Raw genomic sequence first — 20,396 nt, forward strand, 5'->3', positions numbered from 1 at the left:
TAAGGAGCGCAAGTTTGGACCTTCAACTTTCCAGCCGAGTACAGGCTATCAAGCCCTCTCCCACCCTCGCAGTCACCAACAAGGCCGCGGAACTCCGCGCAGCAGGCCAGGACATTATCGGCCTGGGTGCCGGCGAGCCGGACTTCGACACACCTGATCACATCAAACAGGCAGCCATTGAAGCCATCAATAACGGCCAGACAAAATACACTGCCGTGGATGGTACGCCAGCCCTGAAAAAAGCGATTATTGCGAAGTTCAAACGGGACAACGGCCTGGATTACGAAGCCAACCAGATACTGGTAAGCAGTGGTGGCAAACAGAGCTTTTTCAACCTCGCACTTGCCACACTGAACCCGGGTGACGAAGCCATCATCCCTGCCCCGTACTGGGTTTCCTACCCGGATATGGTGCTGGTGGCTGAAGGCAAACCCGTGATTATCGAAACCGGTGCTGAAACCCGCTTCAAGATCACTCCGGAGCAGCTGGAAAACGCGATTACCGAGCGTACCCGCCTGTTCGTGATCAATAGCCCCTCGAACCCGAGCGGCATGGCCTACACCCTCGAAGAGCTGCAGGCCATCGGCGAGGTGCTGAAGAAGCACCCGAACATCATGATCGCCACCGACGATATGTATGAGCCGATCCTCTGGACCGGCAAAGCGTTCTGCAACATCCTGAACGCCACGCCTGAGTTGTATGACCGCACCTTCGTCCTGAATGGCGTATCCAAGGCCTACTCCATGACTGGCTGGCGTATCGGCTACGCCGCGGGCCCGGCGAAAATCATCGGTGCAATGAAGAAGATCCAGTCCCAGAGCACCTCCAACCCGGCCTCCATCTCCCAGGCAGCGGCACAGGCTGCGCTGGATGGCGATCAGGGCTGCGTGGGCGAGATGGTCAAGGCCTTCAAGGAACGCCACGACTGGCTGGTAGAAGCACTGAACAAGCTGCCAGGCGTTGAATGCCTGAACGGCGACGGTACCTTCTATGTGTTCCCCAGCTTCCAGGGCGCCATCGATGCGGATTCCAGCGTCAGCACCGACGTTGAATTCGCCGAGAAACTGCTGACCGACGCCGGCGTGGCACTGGTCCCGGGTTCCGCCTTCGGTTGCCCTGGCCACATGCGCCTGAGCTTTGCGACCAGCATGGAAAACCTGGAAAAGGCTGTCGAACGCCTTCAGAAAGCGCTTGGCTAAAAAGTTCTGGCCAGGGGTTGACGGGGCGGTATTGCCAACTTAATATACGCGCCTCGTCACACGACGACGTTCCCCGATAGCTCAGTTGGTAGAGCAACGGACTGTTAATCCGTTTGTCGCTGGTTCGAGCCCAGCTCGGGGAGCCACTATTCTAAAAGCCCGCTAATTCTTTGAGTTAGCGGGTTTTTTATTGCCCCGCTTTTGATTCTATCTTTTGTTTTTGAGGTTTACTCCTGCCCTAGCCTGCTCGTTGGCGGGACTGGTGCGGCTGTCATGGCTTTCCAAAACACGCTACAAGCACGTCCGTGTGCGCTTGTTTCGGGCCGTCCATGGCCCTCTACAGTTTTGGAAAGCCATGACAGCCACACCGTTCGACGGTGTACGTATCCGCAAAACAGACAAAACTCTCACAGAAAGCAGATAGTCAGCAGATTGCAGTAGCCCACCGAACTCTGATGCAAGATATATCTGAGGAAGTTAGAAGAGGTGGTGTGGGGCCTCCCTCCCAAAAATGTCTGTGGCCAAGGATGGCCACAGCCAAGCGCACATGGATGTGCTCGTAGCGGTTTTTGGGAGGGAGGCCCCACACCACCAGACTCCAAACCATGCAAGCTAGGAGCCCAAATCAGACAAGAACCTAGAAACTAGGCGCCAATAACCTCAGAGTGAATAGCCTCCAAGGAAGCCAGCGGGTCAGACGCCTGAGTAATCGGACGGCCGATCACGAGGTAATCGGAACCGGCTTTGAGGGCATCTGTGGGCGTCATGATGCGCTGCTGGTCGCCTTTATCGGCCGTCAGGGGGCGGATACCCGGTGTGATCAGTTTGAAGTCGGCGCCCTGCTCGACTTTAAGCTTCGGTGCCTCCTGGGCGGAGCAGACGACGCCGTCGAGGCCGCAATTTTTGGTGAGGGTTGCCAGTCGGGACACCTGTGCTTCCGGGGAATCGGTGATGCCGATGCCGACGAGGTCGTCGGCGTTCATACTGGTGAGGACCGTGACGGCGATCAACAGCGGGCGATCCGCGCCAAAGCTTTCCAGACGTTCCCGACAGGCGGTCATCATTTTCTCGCCACCAGAGGCATGCACATTGACCATCCATACACCGAGATCGGCAGCGGCAGCAACTGCAGCTGAGGTGGTGTTCGGGATGTCATGGAATTTCAGGTCCAGGAATACGTCGAATCCACGCTTCTGAAGCCCTTCCACCAATTGCGGGCCGGAACGGGTGAACAGTTCCTTACCCACTTTCAGGCGGCATTTACCCGGGTCCAGTTTGTCGACCAGCTCAAGGGCAGGATTCTGGGAGGGAAAATCGAGGGCGACGATGATCTTGGGATCGTTAGCGGTTTGCACGTTCACTTGTCCTGCAGAAATTCAGTAAAGGTTTATTCGGCTTCAACACCCTGGATCGGGCGCACGGTTTCCCATTGCTTGCAGCTTGGGCAAAGCCAGTGCAGCTGACGGCCAGAGAAACCACAGCTGACACAGCGGTAGACGGGACGATTGGCGAGAATCAGGTGGCCAATACGGCTCACCAGCCTGCCCTCATCAGTGGTCATGCCCTTCTCATAGCCGGCCATTTCCACCAGCCTGAGCAAGCCACGGACACTCGGGCGGGTTTCCAGTTCCTGCCTGAGCAAGTCGATAGCAGCCGGTCGCCCCGAGGCGCGCTCGACAGACTCCACCAGAGCCAGCAACAAACTGGTGCTCGGGTAGTTTTCGTAAAGCTTGCGCAGTTTTTTCGCCAACCGGCCAATGTCGCCGTGCTCGTGCTCAAGCTTCATGAGCCGGTCGATGGCTTCCGGCCCAAACTCGGGGTTCTGTTCGAATACTTTCAGGCACTGGCTGCCTGCCTCGCGATAGCTGCCCTGACGAACCAGCAGCTTCATCATAATCAGATTGGCTCGCACGCAGGAGCGATCGTACTCAAGCGCCTCCTTGGCCAGTTTCTGGGCAGCCCAACGGTCGTCCTGTTTCAGGGACTCTTCCGACAGCTCGCATGTCAGGTAGGCCAGCACCTTGAACATTGCCGGGTCGGCGTCTCCACGTGTCAGCGTCCGGGCAACTTCGGCAGCCTTCGCCCATTCCTTTTCCTGTTGGTAGAGGTCGATGAGCTGCTGGGAGGAGTGCCGACCATAATCCTTGTCGCCCATCAATTGGTGCAACAATGCCTCGGCGCGGTCAAGCAGCCCCGCGTTCAGGTAATCGCGGGCAAGCTCGAGAGTCACCTGCGGGGAGAATCTCGGGGGTAATTCGGGCCTGGCCAGAAGGTTCTGGTGGATCAGTATGGCGCGATCGGTTTCGCCCTTGTTACGGAAATGGCTGCCAATGGAGAGGTGGAGACTGACAGTATCCTTGTTGACCGCAAGGGACTGGACGAAATTCTCAACCGCCTGGTCGGAGTAGTTCGTGAACAGGAACTGGAGACGGTCCTTCACCGATTCCTCATCGGAAATCGTTTTGCCGGATCGCCTGTCACCGCTTCCCAGCCGGCCCACAAGCCAGCCAACGGCGACTGCAACTGTTAGCAGCAGCCACTGTAATACGATATCCATTAAAGAGTCCGGTCGTTCTGGGCCCTGGATTTCTCCAATGCCTGCTCGGCGCGATCAAGTCGTTTCTGAAGGGTTCGCCGGGACACCGAGTTGCGAACGGTGGCCAGCATGGTCATCAGCACGCCAACAAGGGCACCGACAACAAATGCCATGATAATCCAGACGGCAACACCATGGGGCTGGGTTTCAAACAACAGAAAGTTGAGGGAGACTGCCATTTGATTGTTGAGCGAGAATACCAGTGCCAGCAGAACCAGGACCAAAACCAACAGAATAATGAGGATCTTCTGCAATCCTGCCATAGCGATAGCACTCCCAAAGGGCATTGATGCCCGAATTATACGCGTTCCCTGAGCAGCTGTTAAAAGCCTTTCTTCAAGCTGTCGTTGACCTGCTCTCTCAATTCCTTGCCGGGTTTGAAGTGCGGCACATATTTGGCTGGCAACTGAACAGCCTCACCGGTTTTCGGATTGCGCCCGGTACGCGCGGCCCGGTGATGAAGGGAAAAACTGCCAAATCCCCGGATTTCTATTCTCTGACCATCGGCAAGCGACTGGGACATGTGCTCGATGATGGTTTTTACAGCCAGTTCGACATCTTTAACGGAGAGCTGAGTTTGCTTGGAAGCAATCAGCTCGACCAGTTCGGACTTCGTCATGAGGCGTTTCCCTCTTTCATTTTTATTCGGCCGTCGGTTACCGGATTCCCATGACTACCTAGTTTAGCCAAACCAGAAAAAAACACAAAAAAAACGGGCTCTTAGAGCCCGTTTTTTTCGTACCAACCGGAAGATTAGTCCTTGTTGGCGTTTTGCTGCTGCATCTGCTCCTTGATGAGATCACCGATGGTGGTCGCACCAGAGGAAGTTTCCGCAGTTTTGGTCCGCACGTTTTCCAGTGCCTGCTTGTCGTCCTCAACATCTTTGGACTTCACAGACAGGTTGATGATGCGGTTCTTGCGATCGATGCTGATGATCTTCGCTTCAACTTCTTCGCCTTCTTTCAGCGCGTTGCGTGCGTCTTCAACACGGTCACGGCTGATTTCAGAGGCTTTCAGTACCGCTTCAACTTCGTCGTTCAGGGCAATGGTAGCTGCCTTGGCATCAACTGCAGACACGGTTCCCTTAACAATAGAGCCCTTGTCGTTCAGCTGCACAAACTCGGCGAACGGATCGCTTTCGAGCTGCTTGATACCCAGGGAGATACGCTCACGCTCCGGATCAACAGACAGGATAACGGTTTCAACTTCGTCACCCTTCTTGTATTCACGAACCGCTTCTTCGCCAGTCTCGTTCCAGCTGATGTCAGACAGGTGAACCAGACCGTCGATGCCGCCATCCAGACCGATGAAGATACCGAAGTCAGTGATTGACTTGATCTTACCGGAGATGCGGTCGCCCTTGTTGAAGTTGCTGGAGAAGTCTTCCCACGGGTTGGATACACACTGCTTGATACCCAGGGAGATACGACGACGCTCTTCGTCGATATCCAGAATCATCACGTCCACTTCGTCGCCAACCTGGACAACCTTGGACGGATGGATGTTCTTGTTGGTCCAGTCCATTTCGGAAACGTGAACCAGACCTTCAACACCTTCTTCCAGCTCAGCAAAGCAGCCGTAGTCGGTCAGGTTGGTAACGCGTGCCTTGACCTTGGAACCTTCCGGGTAACGACCCTTGATATCAACCCAGGGATCTTCGCCCAGCTGCTTCAGGCCGAGGGAAACACGGTTACGCTCACGGTCAAACTTCAGAACCTTAACGCTGATTTCGTCGCCAACATTAACGATTTCGCTCGGATGCTTGATGCGCTTCCAAGCCATATCGGTAATGTGCAGCAGGCCGTCAACACCACCCAGATCCACGAACGCGCCGTAGTCGGTCAGGTTCTTGACGATACCCTTGATTTCCATACCCTCGGTCAGGGTTTCGAGCAGAGCTTCACGCTCAGCACTGTTTTCAGCTTCCAGAACGGCGCGGCGGGAAACAACCACGTTGTTACGCTTCTGGTCGAGCTTGATAACCTTGAATTCGAGTTCTTTGTTCTCCAGGTGCGCGGTGTCGCGAACCGGACGAACATCAACCAGCGAGCCAGGCAGGAAGGCACGGATGCCGGCCAGATCGACGGTGAAGCCACCCTTGACCTTACCGTTGATGATACCTTTAACCACTTCCTCAGCTTCGAAGGACTTCTCGAGTACCTTCCAGGCTTCTGCACGCTTGGCCTTTTCACGGGACAGACGGGTCTCACCGAAGCCGTCTTCAACAGCGTCGAGAGCTACATCGACAACGTCGCCGATAGCAATTTCCAACTCGCCTTTTTCGTTAAGGAACTGGGAGGCGGGGATAACGCCTTCGGACTTCAGTCCGGCGTTAACGGTGACCCAGTCGTTATCGACGTCTACAACGGTTCCCTGGACGATGGAACCCGGTTGCATGTCAATTTCTTTTAGGCTTTCTTCAAAAAGATCCGCAAAGCTCTCGCTCATTATGAGTCCTATATGATCAACGCAAGTGTACTCCGTGCCACCAGCAACACGGTCTGTTAACAAGTTCCGGATTAAGCCTGTGGCTGGCAGATAACGCTACATCCGGCATTTCAACGACAAAAAGGTGTAGTCAGGCCTGACCTGCTGCGGCCATACACCTGTCTAACACCTCTTCTATACTCAATCCCGTAGAATCAATGACTTGCGCATCATCTGCGGGCTTGAGAGGGGCTGCGGAACGGTTCATATCCCGTTCATCACGAACCCGTATCTCCTCTAAAAGGGCGTCAATATTAACATCGACACCCGCGTCCTTCAACTGGCTATAGCGCCGTTGAGCCCTCTCCTCGGCGCTTGCCGTCAGGAAGATTTTTACCGGCGCGTCCGGAAACACCACGGTCCCCATATCACGGCCATCGGCCACAAGGCCCGGCGCCTGCCGGAAGTCCCGCTGGCGCTGCAAAAGGGCGTCACGGACCGACTGGATCACAGCCACCTTTGAAGCATTGTCGCCCGCCGATTCTGTACGTATATCTGCGGTCACGTCCTGCCCTGCCAGAACGACTTTTACCGGCTCACCTGCCGGCGTGGGCTCAAACGCCACATCCAGTCCGGCGGCGACTTTTACCAGCCCGCTCTCATCATCCATGGACACGCCCTGGCGAGCCGCGGCCAGCGCCGTCAGCCGATAAAGAGCACCACTGTCCAGAAGATGCCAGCCCAGCTTTCGGGCCAGCATCTGGGTAATCGTGCCTTTGCCGGAACCCCCGGGACCATCCACGGTGATCACCGGCGCACTGCTATCAACCATTATTCAGCCCCCTCGGCCGAGATATTGATTCCCGTTCCTTGCGCAAGTTCCACAAAACCGGGGAAAGACGTAGCCACATTGGCACAGTCGTTCACTGTAATGTCACCCGCAGCGCGCAGGGAAGCGACCGCAAAGGACATTGCGATGCGGTGGTCGCCGTGACTGTTCACGGTACCGCCACCGATGGTCTGACCACCATCGATAATAATGCCGTCCGGGGTTACGGTAGTGTCCACGCCCAATGCAGCAAGGCCATCTGCCATCACCTGGATCCGATCGCTTTCCTTGACCCGGAGTTCCTCAGCGCCACGCAAAACCGTGCGACCATTGGCGCAGGCCGCGGCGATGAATAGCACCGGAAATTCATCGATGGCCAGGGGCACCTGATCCTCAGGGATGTCGATACCCTGCAGCTCCGCCGAGCGGACCCGAAGGTCAGCAACCGGCTCACCACCGATTTCGCGCTCGTCCAGAATCTCGATATTGGCGCCCATCTGATTCAGGATGTTGATCACACCAACCCTGGTCGGGTTCATTCCAACGTGGCGAAGGATCAGATCGGAGCCCGGGGCGATACTGGCCGCGACCAGGAAAAATGCAGACGAAGAAATATCGGCAGGGACGTCAATATTGGTCGCCGTCAATTTGCCGCCGCCACTAACACTGGCGGTCGCACCATCGCGGTGGACGTGGTAGCCAAAGCCCGCCAGCATGCGCTCGGTATGATCGCGAGTAGGCGCCGGCTCGGTCACCGATGTACTGCCCTCGGCATAAAGCCCGGCCAGCAGAAGACACGATTTGACCTGGGCACTGGCCACCGGCATTTCATAGTGAATACCGGACAGCTTCTGGCCACCACGGATTTTCAGTGGCGGGCGCCCCCCTTCTGCGGTATCGATAACGGCGCCCATCGCCCTGAGAGGATCGGCAACCCGCCCCATCGGGCGACCGGAGAGACTCGCATCGCCGGTCAGCTCGGAATCAAAGGGCTGGGCCGCCAGCAAACCGGCGAACAGCCGCATGGCGGTTCCCGAGTTACCCAGATACAGAGGCCCGCGGGGGGCCTGAAGCCCGTGCATGCCAACACCATGGATGCGAACAAAGCCGTCGTCCGGGCCTTCAATGGTAACGCCCATATCCCGGAATGCCTGGAGCGTCGCCAGGCTGTCTTCACCCTCCAGAAACCCTTTCACTTCGGTTACGCCATCTGCCAGAGCACCCAGCATGATGGACCGGTGCGACATTGACTTGTCGCCGGGCACCCGGATATCACCGGTGATCGCGCCACCGGACTGAAGACGGAACGTTACCTGCTTTTCACTGTTGTTTGTCACGTAAGCCTGTCCTGAGAGCATCTTCGAAAAATGTTCACGCGCCGCCTTGGCGCGACTGAAAACCCGCAACAACGTGGCACTGTCCTGATTGGCAATGGCAGTGCGCAGTTGTTCGAGGTCGTGGGTAAAGTGGTCAATGACACGAAGAACCGCATCACGGTTCGACAGAAAAATATCGTGCCACATCACCGGATCGCTGGCCGCAATCCGGGTGAAATCCCTGAAGCCACCGGCGGCGTACCGGAAGATGTCCATGTTCTCATCTTCACCCGCCAGGGTATCTACCAGGGAGAACGCGATCAGGTGAGGCAAGTGGCTGGTGGCTGCCAGCACCTCATCGTGATACGCCACCGACATGGTCAGCACCGTGGCACCGCAGCCCTCCCAGAGCCCTTGCAGGCGAGCCAGGTGGGGCTGGCTGACATTGTCCGGCGGCGTAAGGATGACCTTGTGGTTGGCGAAAAGCTCGGGATTTGCCGCCCGGATGCCACTCTTCTCGGAACCGGCAATGGGATGACCGGGAATAACCAGAGGCGACAAGCCGCCGAACACGGCCTCAACATCGGCTACGAAGCTGGATTTGGTACTACCGACATCGGTGAGTATCGCGTCCGGCTCCAGAGACGGGCGAATCTGCTCAAGAACCGCGCGTGTTGCTCGTACCGGAACGGCAAGCACAACCAGGTCCGCGCCACGAACTGCATCAGACACCGTTGACGCCGCCTGATCGATCACACCCAACTCTATGCCGAGTTGCAGTTCCTCGGTGCGCTGATCAGCGCCAACAACGGTGCCCGCCAGCCCGTTACGCCGGATTGCACAAGCCAGGGAGCCACCGATCAGCCCCAGACCGATGACCGCCACCCGCTCAAACAGAGGCTCGGAAGACGCCATATCAGTCGCTGAGCCCCGACGCGGTCAGGGCCTGGGCCAGAGCCTCGATAAAGCGCTCGTTTTCTTCCGGAAGGCCGACAGTCACCCGAAGATGTCGAGGCATGCCATAGCCCGCGATGGGCCGGACAATCACACCGTGAGCCAGAAGGGACTGGTACACGCCCATGGCCTGCTCCCCCACTTCCACGGCAACAAAGTTCCCGGCGGACGGAATATAGCTGAGCCCCATCCGGTCGAATGCTTCCTGCAACTGACGCAAACCGGCCGTATTCACATCCCGGGCACGCTGCAGGTAATCCTCATCATCCAGAACGGCAGTGGCGGCAGACAGGGCAACTGTATCCACGTTGAACGGCTGACGCACCCGGTTAAGAATGTCTGCAATGGCCGGCGAGGAGATGCTGTAACCTACCCGCAGAGCCGCCAGCCCCCAGGCTTTGGAGAACGTGCGGCAAACGATGAGATTCGGGAAACGGGCCAACAGCTCGACACCGTCCGGGTATTGATCACCGGTCAGGTATTCACAGTAGGCCTCATCCAGAACCACAAGCACGTTCTCGGGGATTTTCTTCAGGAACGCCTCAATGGCTTCCGCCGTGTGAACGGTACCCGTCGGGTTGTTCGGGTTGGCGACAAACACGAGGCGAGTGCGATCAGTAACCGCGGCAGCCATGGCGTCCAGATCGTGCCCCCATTCCCGGGCAGGCACAGACACACCCCTGGCACCGATGGCCTGGGTCACAAGGGGGTAGACAGCGAACGCGTACTGGGAGAAAACCACTTCGGAATCTGCATCGGCGAAACAACGGGTAATGACTTCCAGTACATCGTTGGAGCCGTTACCAAGGGTAATCTGATCCATCCCGACGTGCAGACGCTTCGACAGCGCCTGCTTCAGGTTGAATCCGTTGCCATCGGGATACAGACAAAGCTCGGAGAGCGCCTGCCGCGCTGCCGACAGCGCTTTTTCGCTCGGCCCCAGCGGGTTTTCGTTGCTCGCCAGCTTGATGATCTCTGCCGGATTGAGGCCAAGCTCACGGGCCAGCTCTTCAATCGGCTTGCCCGGCTGATAGGGTGAGAGGGCCTGTACGCCGCGAACCGCCAGGCTCTGGTAATCAATAGCCATAAATCGTCCTCGACACTCTTTGCTCAGAAACGCAGGTGCAGATACTTACAGAACGCCAATCGGGTAGGAACCCAGGCGTTTGAGCTCAACGGCCTCTTCATCCACTTCTGCCAGCACCTTCCGGACCTGTTCGTCTTCCATGTGTCCCTCAAAATCGATGTAGAACACATAGGCCCAGGTGCCACTTGGCGAGGGCCGCGTTTCGATTCTGGTCAGGCTGAGCCCGTGACGATGGAACGGCTCGAGGAGCTGATACAGAGCCCCCGGTTTGTTGCGCATGGACACCAGGATAGACGACTTGTCGTGGCCACTGGCCGGCACTTCCTCCCGGCCAATGATCAGGAAGCGGGTAGTATTGTCCGGGCGATCCTCGATACTGTTCGCCAGCTTCTGCAGGCCATAGAGCTCGGCCGCCATATCACCGGCAATGGCCGCCGTGCCGGGCTCCTCGGCTGCGCGCCGGGCCGCTTCCGCATTGCTGGAGACGGTAACCCGCTCGATGCCGTAGCGGTGGGTGTCCAGCCATTGCCGGCATTGGGCAAACGATTGCTGATGGGAATAAATCCGGGTGATTTCCTGGTCGCCATGCTTCGGAGACACAAGCAGATGATGGTGAATCCGCAGCTGAACCTCGCCGCAGATCTTCAGCGGCGAGGACATGAACATATCCAGGGTGTGGTTAATCATACCCTCGGTCGAGTTTTCGACCGGCACCACGCCGTAATGGGCAGCGCCGGATTCGACCTCCCGGAATACCGCATCAATGGCCGGCAAAGGCACGCTGACCACCGAGTGACCAAAATGCTTGAGCGCTGCCGCCTGTGTGAAGGTGCCTATCGGACCCAGGAAGGCAATGTGCATGGGCTTTTCCAGCGCCAGGCAGGCGGACATGATTTCCCGGAACAGACGGGCCATTTCCTCACCCGACAGCGGCCCCGGATTCTGTTCCTTGATGCGGCGAAGCACCTGGGCCTCCCGCTCGGGGCGATAGAAAAAGACGTCCTGCCCCGGATTGGCGGTCATTTTAACGTGCGCCACTTCCTGGGCACAGGCGGCCCTGGCACTGATCAGCTCCATGATCTTCTGATCAAGTTGATCGATCTCGTCCCGCAGCTCTCCGAGCCGAACCTGCTCATCACTCATGATCAGCCACGCTCCTTCGCAAATTCGGTCATGTAGTCAATCAGAGCATCGACACCGGCTTCTGGCATCGCGTTGTAGATGCTCGCACGCATCCCGCCAACCGAACGGTGGCCGGCCAGGTTCAGTAGGCCACGGGCATTGGCACCCTTCAGGAATTCGCCGTTCAGAGCATCATCCGCCAGCGTGAATGGCACGTTCATCCAGGAGCGGAACCGCGGGTCGATGGGGTTGGCGTAGAACTCGTTGGTATCGATGAAATCGTAGAGCTTGCGGGCCTTGCGCAGGTTGATCTCACCCATGGCCTTCACACCGCCCTGCTCTTTCAGCCACTTGAACACCAGACCGGCCAGGTACCAGGAGTAGGTCGCCGGCGTGTTGTACATGGAGCCGTTATCTGCGATCACCTGATAATTCATCATGGTCGGGGTCTCCTTGCGGGCCTTGCCCAGGAGATCCTTGCGGATAATGACCACGACCAATCCCGAAGGACCGATGTTCTTCTGGGCACCGGCATAGATCACACCGAACCTGGAGACGTCCACCGGCCTCGACAGCATTGATGAGGACATGTCGGCCACCAGCGGCGTGCCCGGGCTATCCGGAATAAAACCGAATTCCAGGCCACCGATGGTCTCGTTGGGCGTGTAGTGGAGATACGCCGCGTCGGTACTGGTCTGCCAGGAGGATTGATCCGGAATCGTGGTAAAGCCACTGTCTTCCGAACTCGCCACCACGTTCACCTTGCCATAGCGACTGGCCTCGGCAATGGCCTTCTTGGACCAGATGCCAGTGTTTACGTAGTCCGCAGAGCCTTTTTCGCCCAGCAGATTCAGAGGAATGGTGGAAAACTGGCTGGACGCTCCACCCTGCATGAAAAGAACCGCGTAGTCGTCCGACACGCCGGCCAGTTCACGCAGATCTTTTTCTGCAGTTTCGGCAATCTGGACAAACTCGTCGCTGCGATGGCTCATTTCCATCACCGACATGCCGGTACCGCGCCAGTCGAGCATTTCATCCCGCGCCTGACGAAGCACGCTCTCCGGCAAGGTGGCCGGACCTGCACAAAAGTTATACGCCCTGCTCATGTTGCTGCTTTCTCTCAAGTCTTGCTGAATCTGTCTGTGGCAAGTGCCGGCTTATTCGTCGCCGGCACTCTCGCCTTCTTGGCCTTCTTCCGGGCTCTCGTCGGCAACAATCGGATTGCCTTCACTGTCGAGCTCTTCGTCGTCGGTTTCCGCAATCCGCTCAACGCCAACCAGCCGCTCGTCTTCCTGGCTCAGCTTGATCAGGCGAACGCCCTGGGTGTTCCGGCTAAGAACCGACACTTCGTCTGTCCGGGTACGCACGAGCGTGCCCTTGTCAGAGATCAGCATCATTTCGTCACCGTCGAACAGCTGCAGGGCTGTCACCAGGTTACCGTTACGCTCGGAGCACTGCATGGCGATAACGCCCTGGCTGCCACGGCTGTAGGTCGGGAACTCGTCAATGGCGGTACGCTTGCCGTAGCCGTTTTCGGAGGCAGTCAGGATAACCCCGCCGTCCTGCGGAATGATCAGCGACACCACATGGTGACCCTGCGGCATCTTGATACCGCGAACACCACGGGCTGTCCGGCTCATGGGACGAACGGCTTCTTCGTTGAAGCGCACCGCCTTGCCAGCGGTCGAGAACAACATGACCTCGGCATCCCCTTTGGTAATGGCTGCACCGATCAGGGTATCGCCCTCATCCAGTGACAGGGCAATCAGGCCGCTGCTGCGCGGACGCGAGAAGTTCGGCAACGGCGTTTTCTTGACCACACCGGCCGAGGTGGCCATCAGCACGAACTGGTCTTCCGGATAATCCCGAACTGGCAGGAAGGTGGTAATACGCTCGCCTTCGTCCAGCGGCAGGATGTTCACCATGGGCCGACCGCGGGAGGCGCGGCTGGCACGCGGAATCTCGAAGACCCGCAACCAGTAAACCTTGCCGCGGTTGGAGAAACACAGAATCGTGTCGTGGGAGTTGGCAACCAGCAGCTTCTCTACAAAGTCTTCATCCTTCATGGAGGTTGCTGCCTTGCCGCGACCACCACGACGCTGAGCCTGGTAGTCTTCCACTGCCTGGGTCTTGGCGTAACCACTGTGGGAAATGGTCACCACCAGGTCTTCTTCATCAATCAGGTCGGCGATGGTCAGGTCGCGACGGGAGCTGGTGATTTCGGTACGACGCTCGTCACCGAACTCGGTAACGATCGCTTCCAGCTCTTCCCGGATCACCTGGAGCAGCCGCTCGGGGTCGCCCAGGATGTCCAGCAGATCGGCAATCTTGTCGAGAATTTCCTTGTATTCGTTCTGGAGCTTCTCGGTTTCCAGACCGGTCAGGCGATGCAGACGCAAGTCCAGAATGGCCTGGGCCTGTTCCGGTGACAGATGATACAGACCTTCACGCAGCCCATAGATCTCTGGCAGGTCGTCCGGACGGCAGGCGTCCTGGCCGGCACGTTCCAGCATGGCCATGACATCGCCCGGCGACCAGCCCTTGGCAATCAGTTTTTCCTTCGCTTCGGCGGCGGACGGCGAGGCCTTGATCAGCTCGATAATCTCGTCGATGTTGGCCAGGGCAACCGTCAAACCTTCCAGAATGTGGCCACGCTCACGGGCTTTGCGCAGTTCGTAGATGGTCCGGCGGGTCACCACTTCACGGCGGTGACGAACGAACGCATCCAGCAGCTGCTTCAGGTTCAGGGTTTTTGGCTCGCCGTTGATCAGGCCAACCATGTTGATGCCGAATACGGTTTCAAGCTGGGTCTGGGCAAACAGGTTGTTGACCACAACGTCCGGGTTCTCACCCCGACGCAGTTCGATCACCACCCGGATACCTTCCTTGTTGGATTCGTCCCGCAGCTCGGAGATACCTTCAAGACGCTTTTCTTTCACCAGCTCCGCGATCTTCTCGATCAGGCGGGCCTTGTTCAGCTGATACGGCAGCTCGGTGATGATGATGGCATCGCGATTGGTCTTGTTGTCGTGCTCGATCTCGTGACGGGCACGGATATAGATGCGGCCGCGGCCGGTGCGGTAGGCCTCTACAATGCCGGCACGACCATTGATAATGCCCTCGGTCGGGAAATCCGGGCCCGGAATGAATTCCATCAGCTCATCGATGGTCAGGTCCGGGTTATCAATCAGCGCCAGGCAGCCATTCACGACTTCCGTCAGATTGTGCGGCGGAATATTGGTGGCCATACCAACGGCAATACCGGAGGAACCATTCACCAGGAGATTGGGAACCCGGGTGGGCAGAACCTCGGGAATCCGCTCGGTGCCGTCGTAGTTGTCAACGAAATCGACGGTTTCCTTGTCCAGATCCGCCAGCAGGGAGTGAGCGATCTTCTCCATGCGGATCTCGGTGTAACGCATGGCAGCCGCGTTGTCACCGTCAATGGAACCGAAGTTACCCTGGCCGTCAACCAGCGGATACCGCAGGGAGAACGGCTGGGCCATACGTACGATGGTGTCGTATACCGCAGAGTCACCGTGGGGGTGGTATTTACCGATAACATCACCCACCACACGGGCGGACTTCTTATAGGCCTTGTTCCAGTCGTTGTTCAGTTCGGACATGGCGAACAGAACGCGGCGGTGAACCGGCTTGAGGCCATCCCTCACATCCGGAAGCGCCCGCCCGACGATCACGCTCATGGCGTAATCGAGGTAGGACTGTTTTAACTCGTCTTCAATATTGACCGGCAGGATCTCTTTGGCTAACTCACCCATCGAGAAAGGTTCCTTTGCGTTATCTGGAAGTCGTATCGGGGCCGTTTCCGGGCCCCATAGTTATTCTTCAACAAGCCGCCAAGTCTACCACAGTCGCACCCTTTCCGGGGCAACTGTGAGGCAGCCTTAATCAAACACCACTGTCTTGTTTTCGTAGGTGATCACCCGGTCTTCAATGTGTGAGCGCAGGCCCCGGGCCAACACGTTCTTTTCCACATCCTTACCCAGGCGAACCATATCCTCGATAGAGTCGCTGTGGGTGATCCGGATAACGTCCTGCTCGATGATCGGGCCCTCGTCGAGGTCCTGAGTCACGTAGTGGCAGGTGGCACCAATCAGCTTAACACCGCGGCTGTAGGCCTGGTGATAGGGGCGTGCACCGGCGAAAGACGGCAGGAAGCTGTGATGGATATTGATCACCTTGCCGGAGTATTTCTCGCAGAGCTCGCCAGGAAGGATCTGCATGTAGCGCGCCAGCACCACCACATCGGCCTCATATTTCTGGAACAGCTCATCAATATGGGCGAAAGCTTCCTCTTTGTTTTCCTTGCTTACCGGCACGTGGTGGTAGGGAATCTCATGCCACTCCACCATCCGGCGCAGGTCGTCGTGGTTGGAGATGACCGCCACGATCTCGGCATTGATCTCCTTGCTGTGCCAGCGGTGCAGCAGATCAGCCACACAATGGGATTCCTTGCTGCACATCAGGATGACTTTCTTGGGCTGGGCCGAGTCGGCAATGTGCCAGTTCATATTGAATTCGCGGGCAATCGGCTCAAACGCGGCGCGGAACTGGTCCAGACCGAACGGAATCGAGGTGGCCTTGATCTCGTGCCGCATGAAAAACCAGCCGGTTTGCGTGTCGGAATGGTGACTCGCCTCGGTAATCCAGCCATTGTATGTCGACAGAAAATTACTCACCTTGGCGACAATTCCCACCCGGTCGGGGCAGGAAATCACAAGACGATAGGTATGCTCCATGAAAGCCTTTCCTTAACTGAAATCCGGGAAAGCAGGTGCGTCGGGGAATCACCGCCGACATTAACGGCAGGTTAACGGTACGCACCTATGAAAATGACCGGCTATCATAGCCTATCTGAACGCCAGAAACGAGGAATGGAGATATGGACAGAGGCCTCTACCAACGCACAATCAAAAACCTCGCCACGGGGCGCTCAGGCCGCCTTTCGATTGCGGCCGCCTTGACCTTTTTCATCACCACCGCGCCGGCCTTCGGACAGGCCATTCTCGAGGGTGAGCGGTTTCACCCGGTTACCGCAACCCAGGGCATGGTTGCCACCAGCCATACACTGGCCACCGAGGTGGCTCTGGAAGTGCTGAAAAACGGCGGCAATGCAATCGATGCAGCCGTTACCGCCGGTTTTGCACTCGCTGTCACCCAGCCCCGTTCCGGCAACATTGGCGGTGGCGGTTTCATGCTGATTTCCAGGGGCGACGGATCAGATCCGGAAGCCATTGATTATCGCGAAAAAGCGCCCGCTGCCGCCACAGAAACCATGTTCCAGGACGAATCCGGCGAGGTGGTCAGGAACCGCAGTCGTTTTACCCATCTGGCCGCAGGGGTTCCGGGCACGGTTGCCGGCCTTGCACTGGCGCTGGAGCGGCACGGCACCATTACCCTCAAGCAGGCACTGGCGCCGGCCATCAAATTGGCCCAAGACGGTTTCGTAGTGCCCCAGCGTTTTACTGAAGGTCTGGAGCAGGCCCGGGAGAGACTCGAGCGATGGCCCGCCACCCGTGACACCTTTTATAAGGAAGACGGCAGCGCCTGGCAGCCCGGGGAACGCTTTCGACAGCCGGAACTGGCGGCAACACTCCAGCGCATTGCCGACAACGGCGTGAAAGGCTTTTACGAAGGCGAAACCGCCGATCTGATTGCCAGCGAAATGGAACGGAATGGCGGCCTCATCACGCACCAGGACCTGAAAGACTATCGCCCGGTTGTCCGGGCGCCGGTTCACGGCAACTATCGCGGGTACGATATTTTCTCGATGTCGCCGCCCTCCTCCGGTGGCACGCACATTGTCCAGATCCTGAATATCCTGGAAGGCTTCCCGATGGCCGAGTTTGGCCATAACTCCGCTGATGCGATTCATCACATGGCCGAAGCCATGAAACTGGCCTACGCCGACCGTTCAAAATACCTTGGCGACACGGATTATGTGGAGGTGCCGCTGGCCGGGTTAACCAGCAAAGGCTACGCAGAAGAACTGCGCAAAGGCATTGATCCGGACAGGGCACGACCGGCCAGCGACATCGATCCCGGCCAGCCGGCTGCCTGGGAAAGCCCTGAAACCACCCATTTTTCCGTTGTGGATAAATGGGGCAACGCCGTGTCCAACACCTACACCATCAATTTCAGTTACGGGTCAGGCATTACGGTGGAAGGCGCTGGATTCCTGCTTAACAACGAAATGGACGACTTCAGTGCCAAGCCCGGTGTACCCAACGCCTATGGCCTGATCGGCGGCGAAGCCAACAAGGTCGAGCCAGGCAAACGCATGCTGAGCTCCATGTCGCCCACTATCGTTAAGAAGGATGGCAAGAACGTTCTGGTGACCGGCAGCCCCGGAGGCTCCCGGATCATTACCACCACCTTGCAGGTGATCCTCAATGTGATTGATCATGGAATGAATATCCAGACCGCCGTGAGCGCGCCGCGCATGCACCACCAGTGGCTGCCGGATGAAATCCGGATCGAACAGGGCATCAGCCCCGACACCATCCGGCTTCTGCAGGAGCGGGGGCACACGGTGGCCGGTGGATCAGCCATGGGCGCCATCCAGAGCATCCTGATTGACGAAGACGGTGTTCTCAATGGTGGCGCTGACCCGAGGAGGAGCACTTCGTCGGCCATGGGCTATTAACGGGCAATTGACCAGGGTCACTGACCTGAATGGAGGCTTTATGTATCTTTCTGTACAACTGAGCTGCTATCCCCTGAAAGAGGAGTACAAGCAGCCAATCAAAGACCTGATCGCGCGCCTGGAGCAGACCGGACTGGAAGTCTACCCGGGGCGAATGAGCACCGAGATTTTCGGCGACTATGATGAGGTTATGGGCGTGCTCTCGGACACCATGAAATGGTCGTTCGAGACCTACGGCAAATCTGTCTTCGTGGCGAAGATCATGGAGGGCGACCGGAGACCGAAATGACAGCACCGAGTGGGCCAGACAACCAGCAACAGAAACCGGATCAGAACCAGCAACCGGTCATTCCGAACCAGTATGCGTTCCTTTGGCTGAGCGCTGCCATCTTCCTGATGGTGCTCTGGCTGCAGGATGGCGGACAACCGCGGCTTCAGGACCTCGCCTACTCGGAATTCAAGACGGCTGTTGTGAACAATCAGGTGGCAGAAGTCACGTTGAAAGAAGAAGCCATTACCGGCTTGTTCACCGACAGCGGTGCAGCCGATTTCAGCTCTGACAGCCCACCCCACACCAGCACGCCCGGTTTCCATACCATCCGCCCGCCCATGGAAGACCCGTCGCTGCTCAACCTTCTTGAAGAGCACAGTGTCACCATTCGGGCCACGCCATCAGGTCTGCCCTGGTGGCAGGAAATGATTCGCGGCTTCCTGCCCTGGATCCTGCTGCTGGCGCTGATGTTCTGGTTCTGGGGTGCGGCGCAGAAACGCATGACACAGGGTGGCGGCCCGTTTGATTTTAGCCGCTCCAAGGCACGGCGGGCCCACAAGGAAACCTCTACCGCCACCCTGGATGACGTGGCCGGCATTGAATCCGCCAAGCGGGAAATTGCCGAGATCATCGATTTCCTGAAATCTCCCGAAAAATACCGGGCACTGGGTGCCGTCATGCCCAAGGGCGTGCTTCTGGTCGGCCCGCCGGGCACCGGCAAGACACTACTGGCCCGGGCCATCGCCGGCGAAGCCGAAGTGCCCTTCTACAGCATCAGCGCCTCGGAATTCATCGAGATGTTCGTGGGTGTCGGCGCCGCGCGGGTTCGGGACATGTTCAAGGAAGCCCGGAAAGACGCGCCGGCGCTGATTTTCATCGACGAACTGGATGCCATTGGCCGATCACGTGGTGCGGGCCTGGGTGGTGGCCATGATGAACGAGAGCAGACACTGAACCAGATCCTCACGGAAATGGACGGTTTCGAGGCTCACGAAAATGTTCTGGTACTGGCTGCCACCAACCGGCCGGACGTACTCGACAGTGCCCTGCTCCGCCCGGGCCGTTTTGACCGCAAGATCACTCTCGACCGCCCCCACAAGGAGGCCCGCGCGGCGATCCTGGCCGTTCACGTGCGAAAGGTCCCCCTGGCGAATGATGTCGACCTGGATCAACTGGCCGCTCGCACCATCGGCTTTTCAGGTGCGGATCTCAAGAACCTTGTGAATGAGGCAGCCCTCACCGCAGCCCGCGAAAGCCTGCACGAAGTGAACGCCCATTGCTTTGAGCTGGCCCGGGACAGGATCATTCTTGGCGAAGAACGAGATACCAAGCTCAACCCGCAGGAGCGCGAGGCGGTTGCGTACCACGAATGCGGTCATGCCATCATGGCCTACTACATGCCCAACGCAGACCCACTCACTAAATTGACCATCATCCCTCATGGCATGGCTATGGGAGTGACTGAACAGACACCCAAGGAAGATCACTACACCTATACCGAGAGCTACCTTAAGGATCGGATCAAGGTGATGCTTGGCGGCCGCTGCTCAGAAAAACTGATCTATGGCGAAGTCTCCACCGGCGCCCAGAACGACCTCAAGGAAGCCACCGCGCTGATACGCAAGATGATCGGCCAATGGGGCATGAGCGAAAAGATTGGCCCGCTGGGCCTGAACATCGGCGAGGAACATGTCTTCCTTGGACGGGAAATGGGCATGCCAAGGGAATTCAGCGAAAAGATGGCGGAGATGATCGATGGGGAAATCCAGTCCCAGCTGCTGGCCCTGGAAAAAGCGACCCTGGACTTCCTGACGGGGCATCGTAACCAGCTGGAAGCACTGGCAAAAGCCGTATTGAAGAGCGAAACCCTGTCTGCCGAAGATGTCGAGAAAATCCTGAGCAAGGAAGACGCCCGCGAAATTGCCTGA

Annotated in this window: 16 protein-coding genes and 1 tRNA gene; 5 read left to right on the top strand and 12 right to left on the bottom strand. The window is 57.8% G+C overall.

Going from position 1 to position 20,396, the window contains the following annotated elements:
- Window positions 1–14: 14 nt before the first annotated feature.
- A complete protein-coding gene (locus BM035_RS10825) occupies window positions 15–1,199 on the top strand; it encodes a pyridoxal phosphate-dependent aminotransferase (protein ID WP_008172055.1) in 1,185 nt (394 codons plus the stop codon).
- Window positions 1,200–1,269: 70 nt separating this feature from the next.
- Window positions 1,270–1,345: transfer RNA gene (locus BM035_RS10830), tRNA-Asn, on the top strand.
- Between the two features lie 498 nt (window positions 1,346–1,843).
- On the opposite strand, the gene pyrF is transcribed toward BM035_RS10830, so the two are convergent.
- From pyrF to purU, 12 genes are all read right to left on the bottom strand, one after another.
- On the bottom strand, window positions 1,844–2,554 hold the full coding sequence (gene pyrF, locus BM035_RS10835; RefSeq protein ID WP_053114953.1) for an orotidine-5'-phosphate decarboxylase: 711 nt from the start codon (window positions 2,552–2,554) through the stop codon (window positions 1,844–1,846).
- 32 nt (window positions 2,555–2,586) lie between these two features.
- Window positions 2,587–3,756, bottom strand: a complete 1,170-nt coding sequence (gene lapB / locus BM035_RS10840) for a lipopolysaccharide assembly protein LapB (RefSeq protein WP_008172059.1) — start codon at window positions 3,754–3,756, stop codon at window positions 2,587–2,589.
- The gene (locus BM035_RS10845) at window positions 3,756–4,058 is read right to left on the bottom strand and encodes a LapA family protein (RefSeq protein WP_008172060.1); all 303 of its coding nucleotides are present in this window, start codon (window positions 4,056–4,058) and stop codon (window positions 3,756–3,758) included. Before BM035_RS10845 ends, lapB begins: the two co-directional genes overlap by 1 nt.
- A gap of 59 nt (window positions 4,059–4,117) precedes the next feature.
- Entirely contained in the window at window positions 4,118–4,414 is a 297-nt protein-coding gene (locus tag BM035_RS10850) for an integration host factor subunit beta (protein ID WP_008172061.1), read from the bottom strand.
- Window positions 4,415–4,548: 134 nt separating this feature from the next.
- A complete protein-coding gene (gene rpsA / locus BM035_RS10855) occupies window positions 4,549–6,243 on the bottom strand; it encodes a 30S ribosomal protein S1 (RefSeq protein ID WP_014576794.1) in 1,695 nt (564 codons plus the stop codon).
- Window positions 6,244–6,373: 130 nt separating this feature from the next.
- Window positions 6,374–7,054 (bottom strand): (d)CMP kinase, encoded by a 681-nt coding sequence (gene cmk, locus BM035_RS10860; protein WP_008172064.1) that lies wholly within the window; start codon window positions 7,052–7,054, stop codon window positions 6,374–6,376.
- The gene (locus BM035_RS10865; protein ID WP_092031820.1) at window positions 7,054–9,282 is read right to left on the bottom strand and encodes a bifunctional prephenate dehydrogenase/3-phosphoshikimate 1-carboxyvinyltransferase; all 2,229 of its coding nucleotides are present in this window, start codon (window positions 9,280–9,282) and stop codon (window positions 7,054–7,056) included. The genes cmk and BM035_RS10865 overlap by 1 nt, the downstream gene beginning before the upstream one ends.
- A 1-nt stretch (window position 9,283) precedes the next feature.
- Complete coding sequence (gene hisC / locus BM035_RS10870; RefSeq protein ID WP_092031823.1) at window positions 9,284–10,408, bottom strand: histidinol-phosphate transaminase; 1,125 nt, start codon at window positions 10,406–10,408, stop codon at window positions 9,284–9,286.
- Between the two features lie 45 nt (window positions 10,409–10,453).
- Window positions 10,454–11,551, bottom strand: a complete 1,098-nt coding sequence (pheA, locus tag BM035_RS10875) for a prephenate dehydratase (protein ID WP_008172067.1) — start codon at window positions 11,549–11,551, stop codon at window positions 10,454–10,456.
- Between the two features lie 2 nt (window positions 11,552–11,553).
- Window positions 11,554–12,636, bottom strand: a complete 1,083-nt coding sequence (gene serC, locus BM035_RS10880; RefSeq protein WP_092031826.1) for a 3-phosphoserine/phosphohydroxythreonine transaminase — start codon at window positions 12,634–12,636, stop codon at window positions 11,554–11,556.
- A gap of 51 nt (window positions 12,637–12,687) precedes the next feature.
- The gene (gyrA, locus tag BM035_RS10885; protein WP_014576789.1) at window positions 12,688–15,309 is read right to left on the bottom strand and encodes a DNA gyrase subunit A; all 2,622 of its coding nucleotides are present in this window, start codon (window positions 15,307–15,309) and stop codon (window positions 12,688–12,690) included.
- Between the two features lie 126 nt (window positions 15,310–15,435).
- The gene (gene purU / locus BM035_RS10890; protein WP_008172070.1) at window positions 15,436–16,290 is read right to left on the bottom strand and encodes a formyltetrahydrofolate deformylase; all 855 of its coding nucleotides are present in this window, start codon (window positions 16,288–16,290) and stop codon (window positions 15,436–15,438) included.
- A 143-nt stretch (window positions 16,291–16,433) separates the two neighbouring features.
- Between purU and ggt the strand changes: the two genes are divergently transcribed.
- From ggt to ftsH, 3 genes are read left to right on the top strand one after another with little or no spacing between them, the layout of a single operon-like run.
- A complete protein-coding gene (gene ggt, locus BM035_RS10895; protein WP_092031829.1) occupies window positions 16,434–18,197 on the top strand; it encodes a gamma-glutamyltransferase in 1,764 nt (587 codons plus the stop codon).
- Window positions 18,198–18,237: 40 nt separating this feature from the next.
- Window positions 18,238–18,486 (top strand): thiamine-binding protein, encoded by a 249-nt coding sequence (locus BM035_RS10900; RefSeq protein WP_014576785.1) that lies wholly within the window; start codon window positions 18,238–18,240, stop codon window positions 18,484–18,486.
- Complete coding sequence (ftsH, locus tag BM035_RS10905) at window positions 18,483–20,396, top strand: ATP-dependent zinc metalloprotease FtsH (protein ID WP_092031831.1); 1,914 nt, start codon at window positions 18,483–18,485, stop codon at window positions 20,394–20,396. Before BM035_RS10900 ends, ftsH begins: the two co-directional genes overlap by 4 nt.

Source organism: Marinobacter sp. DSM 26671, assembly GCF_900112835.1.
GTDB lineage: Bacteria > Pseudomonadota > Gammaproteobacteria > Pseudomonadales > Oleiphilaceae > Marinobacter > Marinobacter flavimaris.

What these genes read in the sequence shown, in the direction of transcription:
- lapB (WP_008172059.1), bottom strand. Translation starts at nt 3,756, where the DNA reads ATGGATATCGTATTACAGTGGCTGCTGCTAACAGTTGCAGTCGCCGTT.
- BM035_RS10845 (WP_008172060.1), bottom strand. Translation starts at nt 4,058, where the DNA reads ATGGCAGGATTGCAGAAGATCCTCATTATTCTGTTGGTTTTGGTCCTG.
- BM035_RS10850 (WP_008172061.1), bottom strand. Translation starts at nt 4,414, where the DNA reads ATGACGAAGTCCGAACTGGTCGAGCTGATTGCTTCCAAGCAAACTCAG.
- rpsA (WP_014576794.1), bottom strand. Translation starts at nt 6,243, where the DNA reads ATGAGCGAGAGCTTTGCGGATCTTTTTGAAGAAAGCCTAAAAGAAATT.
- cmk (WP_008172064.1), bottom strand. Translation starts at nt 7,054, where the DNA reads ATGGTTGATAGCAGTGCGCCGGTGATCACCGTGGATGGTCCCGGGGGT.
- BM035_RS10865 (WP_092031820.1), bottom strand. Translation starts at nt 9,282, where the DNA reads ATGGCGTCTTCCGAGCCTCTGTTTGAGCGGGTGGCGGTCATCGGTCTG.
- hisC (WP_092031823.1), bottom strand. Translation starts at nt 10,408, where the DNA reads ATGGCTATTGATTACCAGAGCCTGGCGGTTCGCGGCGTACAGGCCCTC.
- pheA (WP_008172067.1), bottom strand. Translation starts at nt 11,551, where the DNA reads ATGAGTGATGAGCAGGTTCGGCTCGGAGAGCTGCGGGACGAGATCGAT.
- serC (WP_092031826.1), bottom strand. Translation starts at nt 12,636, where the DNA reads ATGAGCAGGGCGTATAACTTTTGTGCAGGTCCGGCCACCTTGCCGGAG.
- gyrA (WP_014576789.1), bottom strand. Translation starts at nt 15,309, where the DNA reads ATGGGTGAGTTAGCCAAAGAGATCCTGCCGGTCAATATTGAAGACGAG.
- purU (WP_008172070.1), bottom strand. Translation starts at nt 16,290, where the DNA reads ATGGAGCATACCTATCGTCTTGTGATTTCCTGCCCCGACCGGGTGGGA.
- ggt (WP_092031829.1), top strand. Translation starts at nt 16,434, where the DNA reads ATGGACAGAGGCCTCTACCAACGCACAATCAAAAACCTCGCCACGGGG.
- BM035_RS10900 (WP_014576785.1), top strand. Translation starts at nt 18,238, where the DNA reads ATGTATCTTTCTGTACAACTGAGCTGCTATCCCCTGAAAGAGGAGTAC.
- ftsH (WP_092031831.1), top strand. Translation starts at nt 18,483, where the DNA reads ATGACAGCACCGAGTGGGCCAGACAACCAGCAACAGAAACCGGATCAG.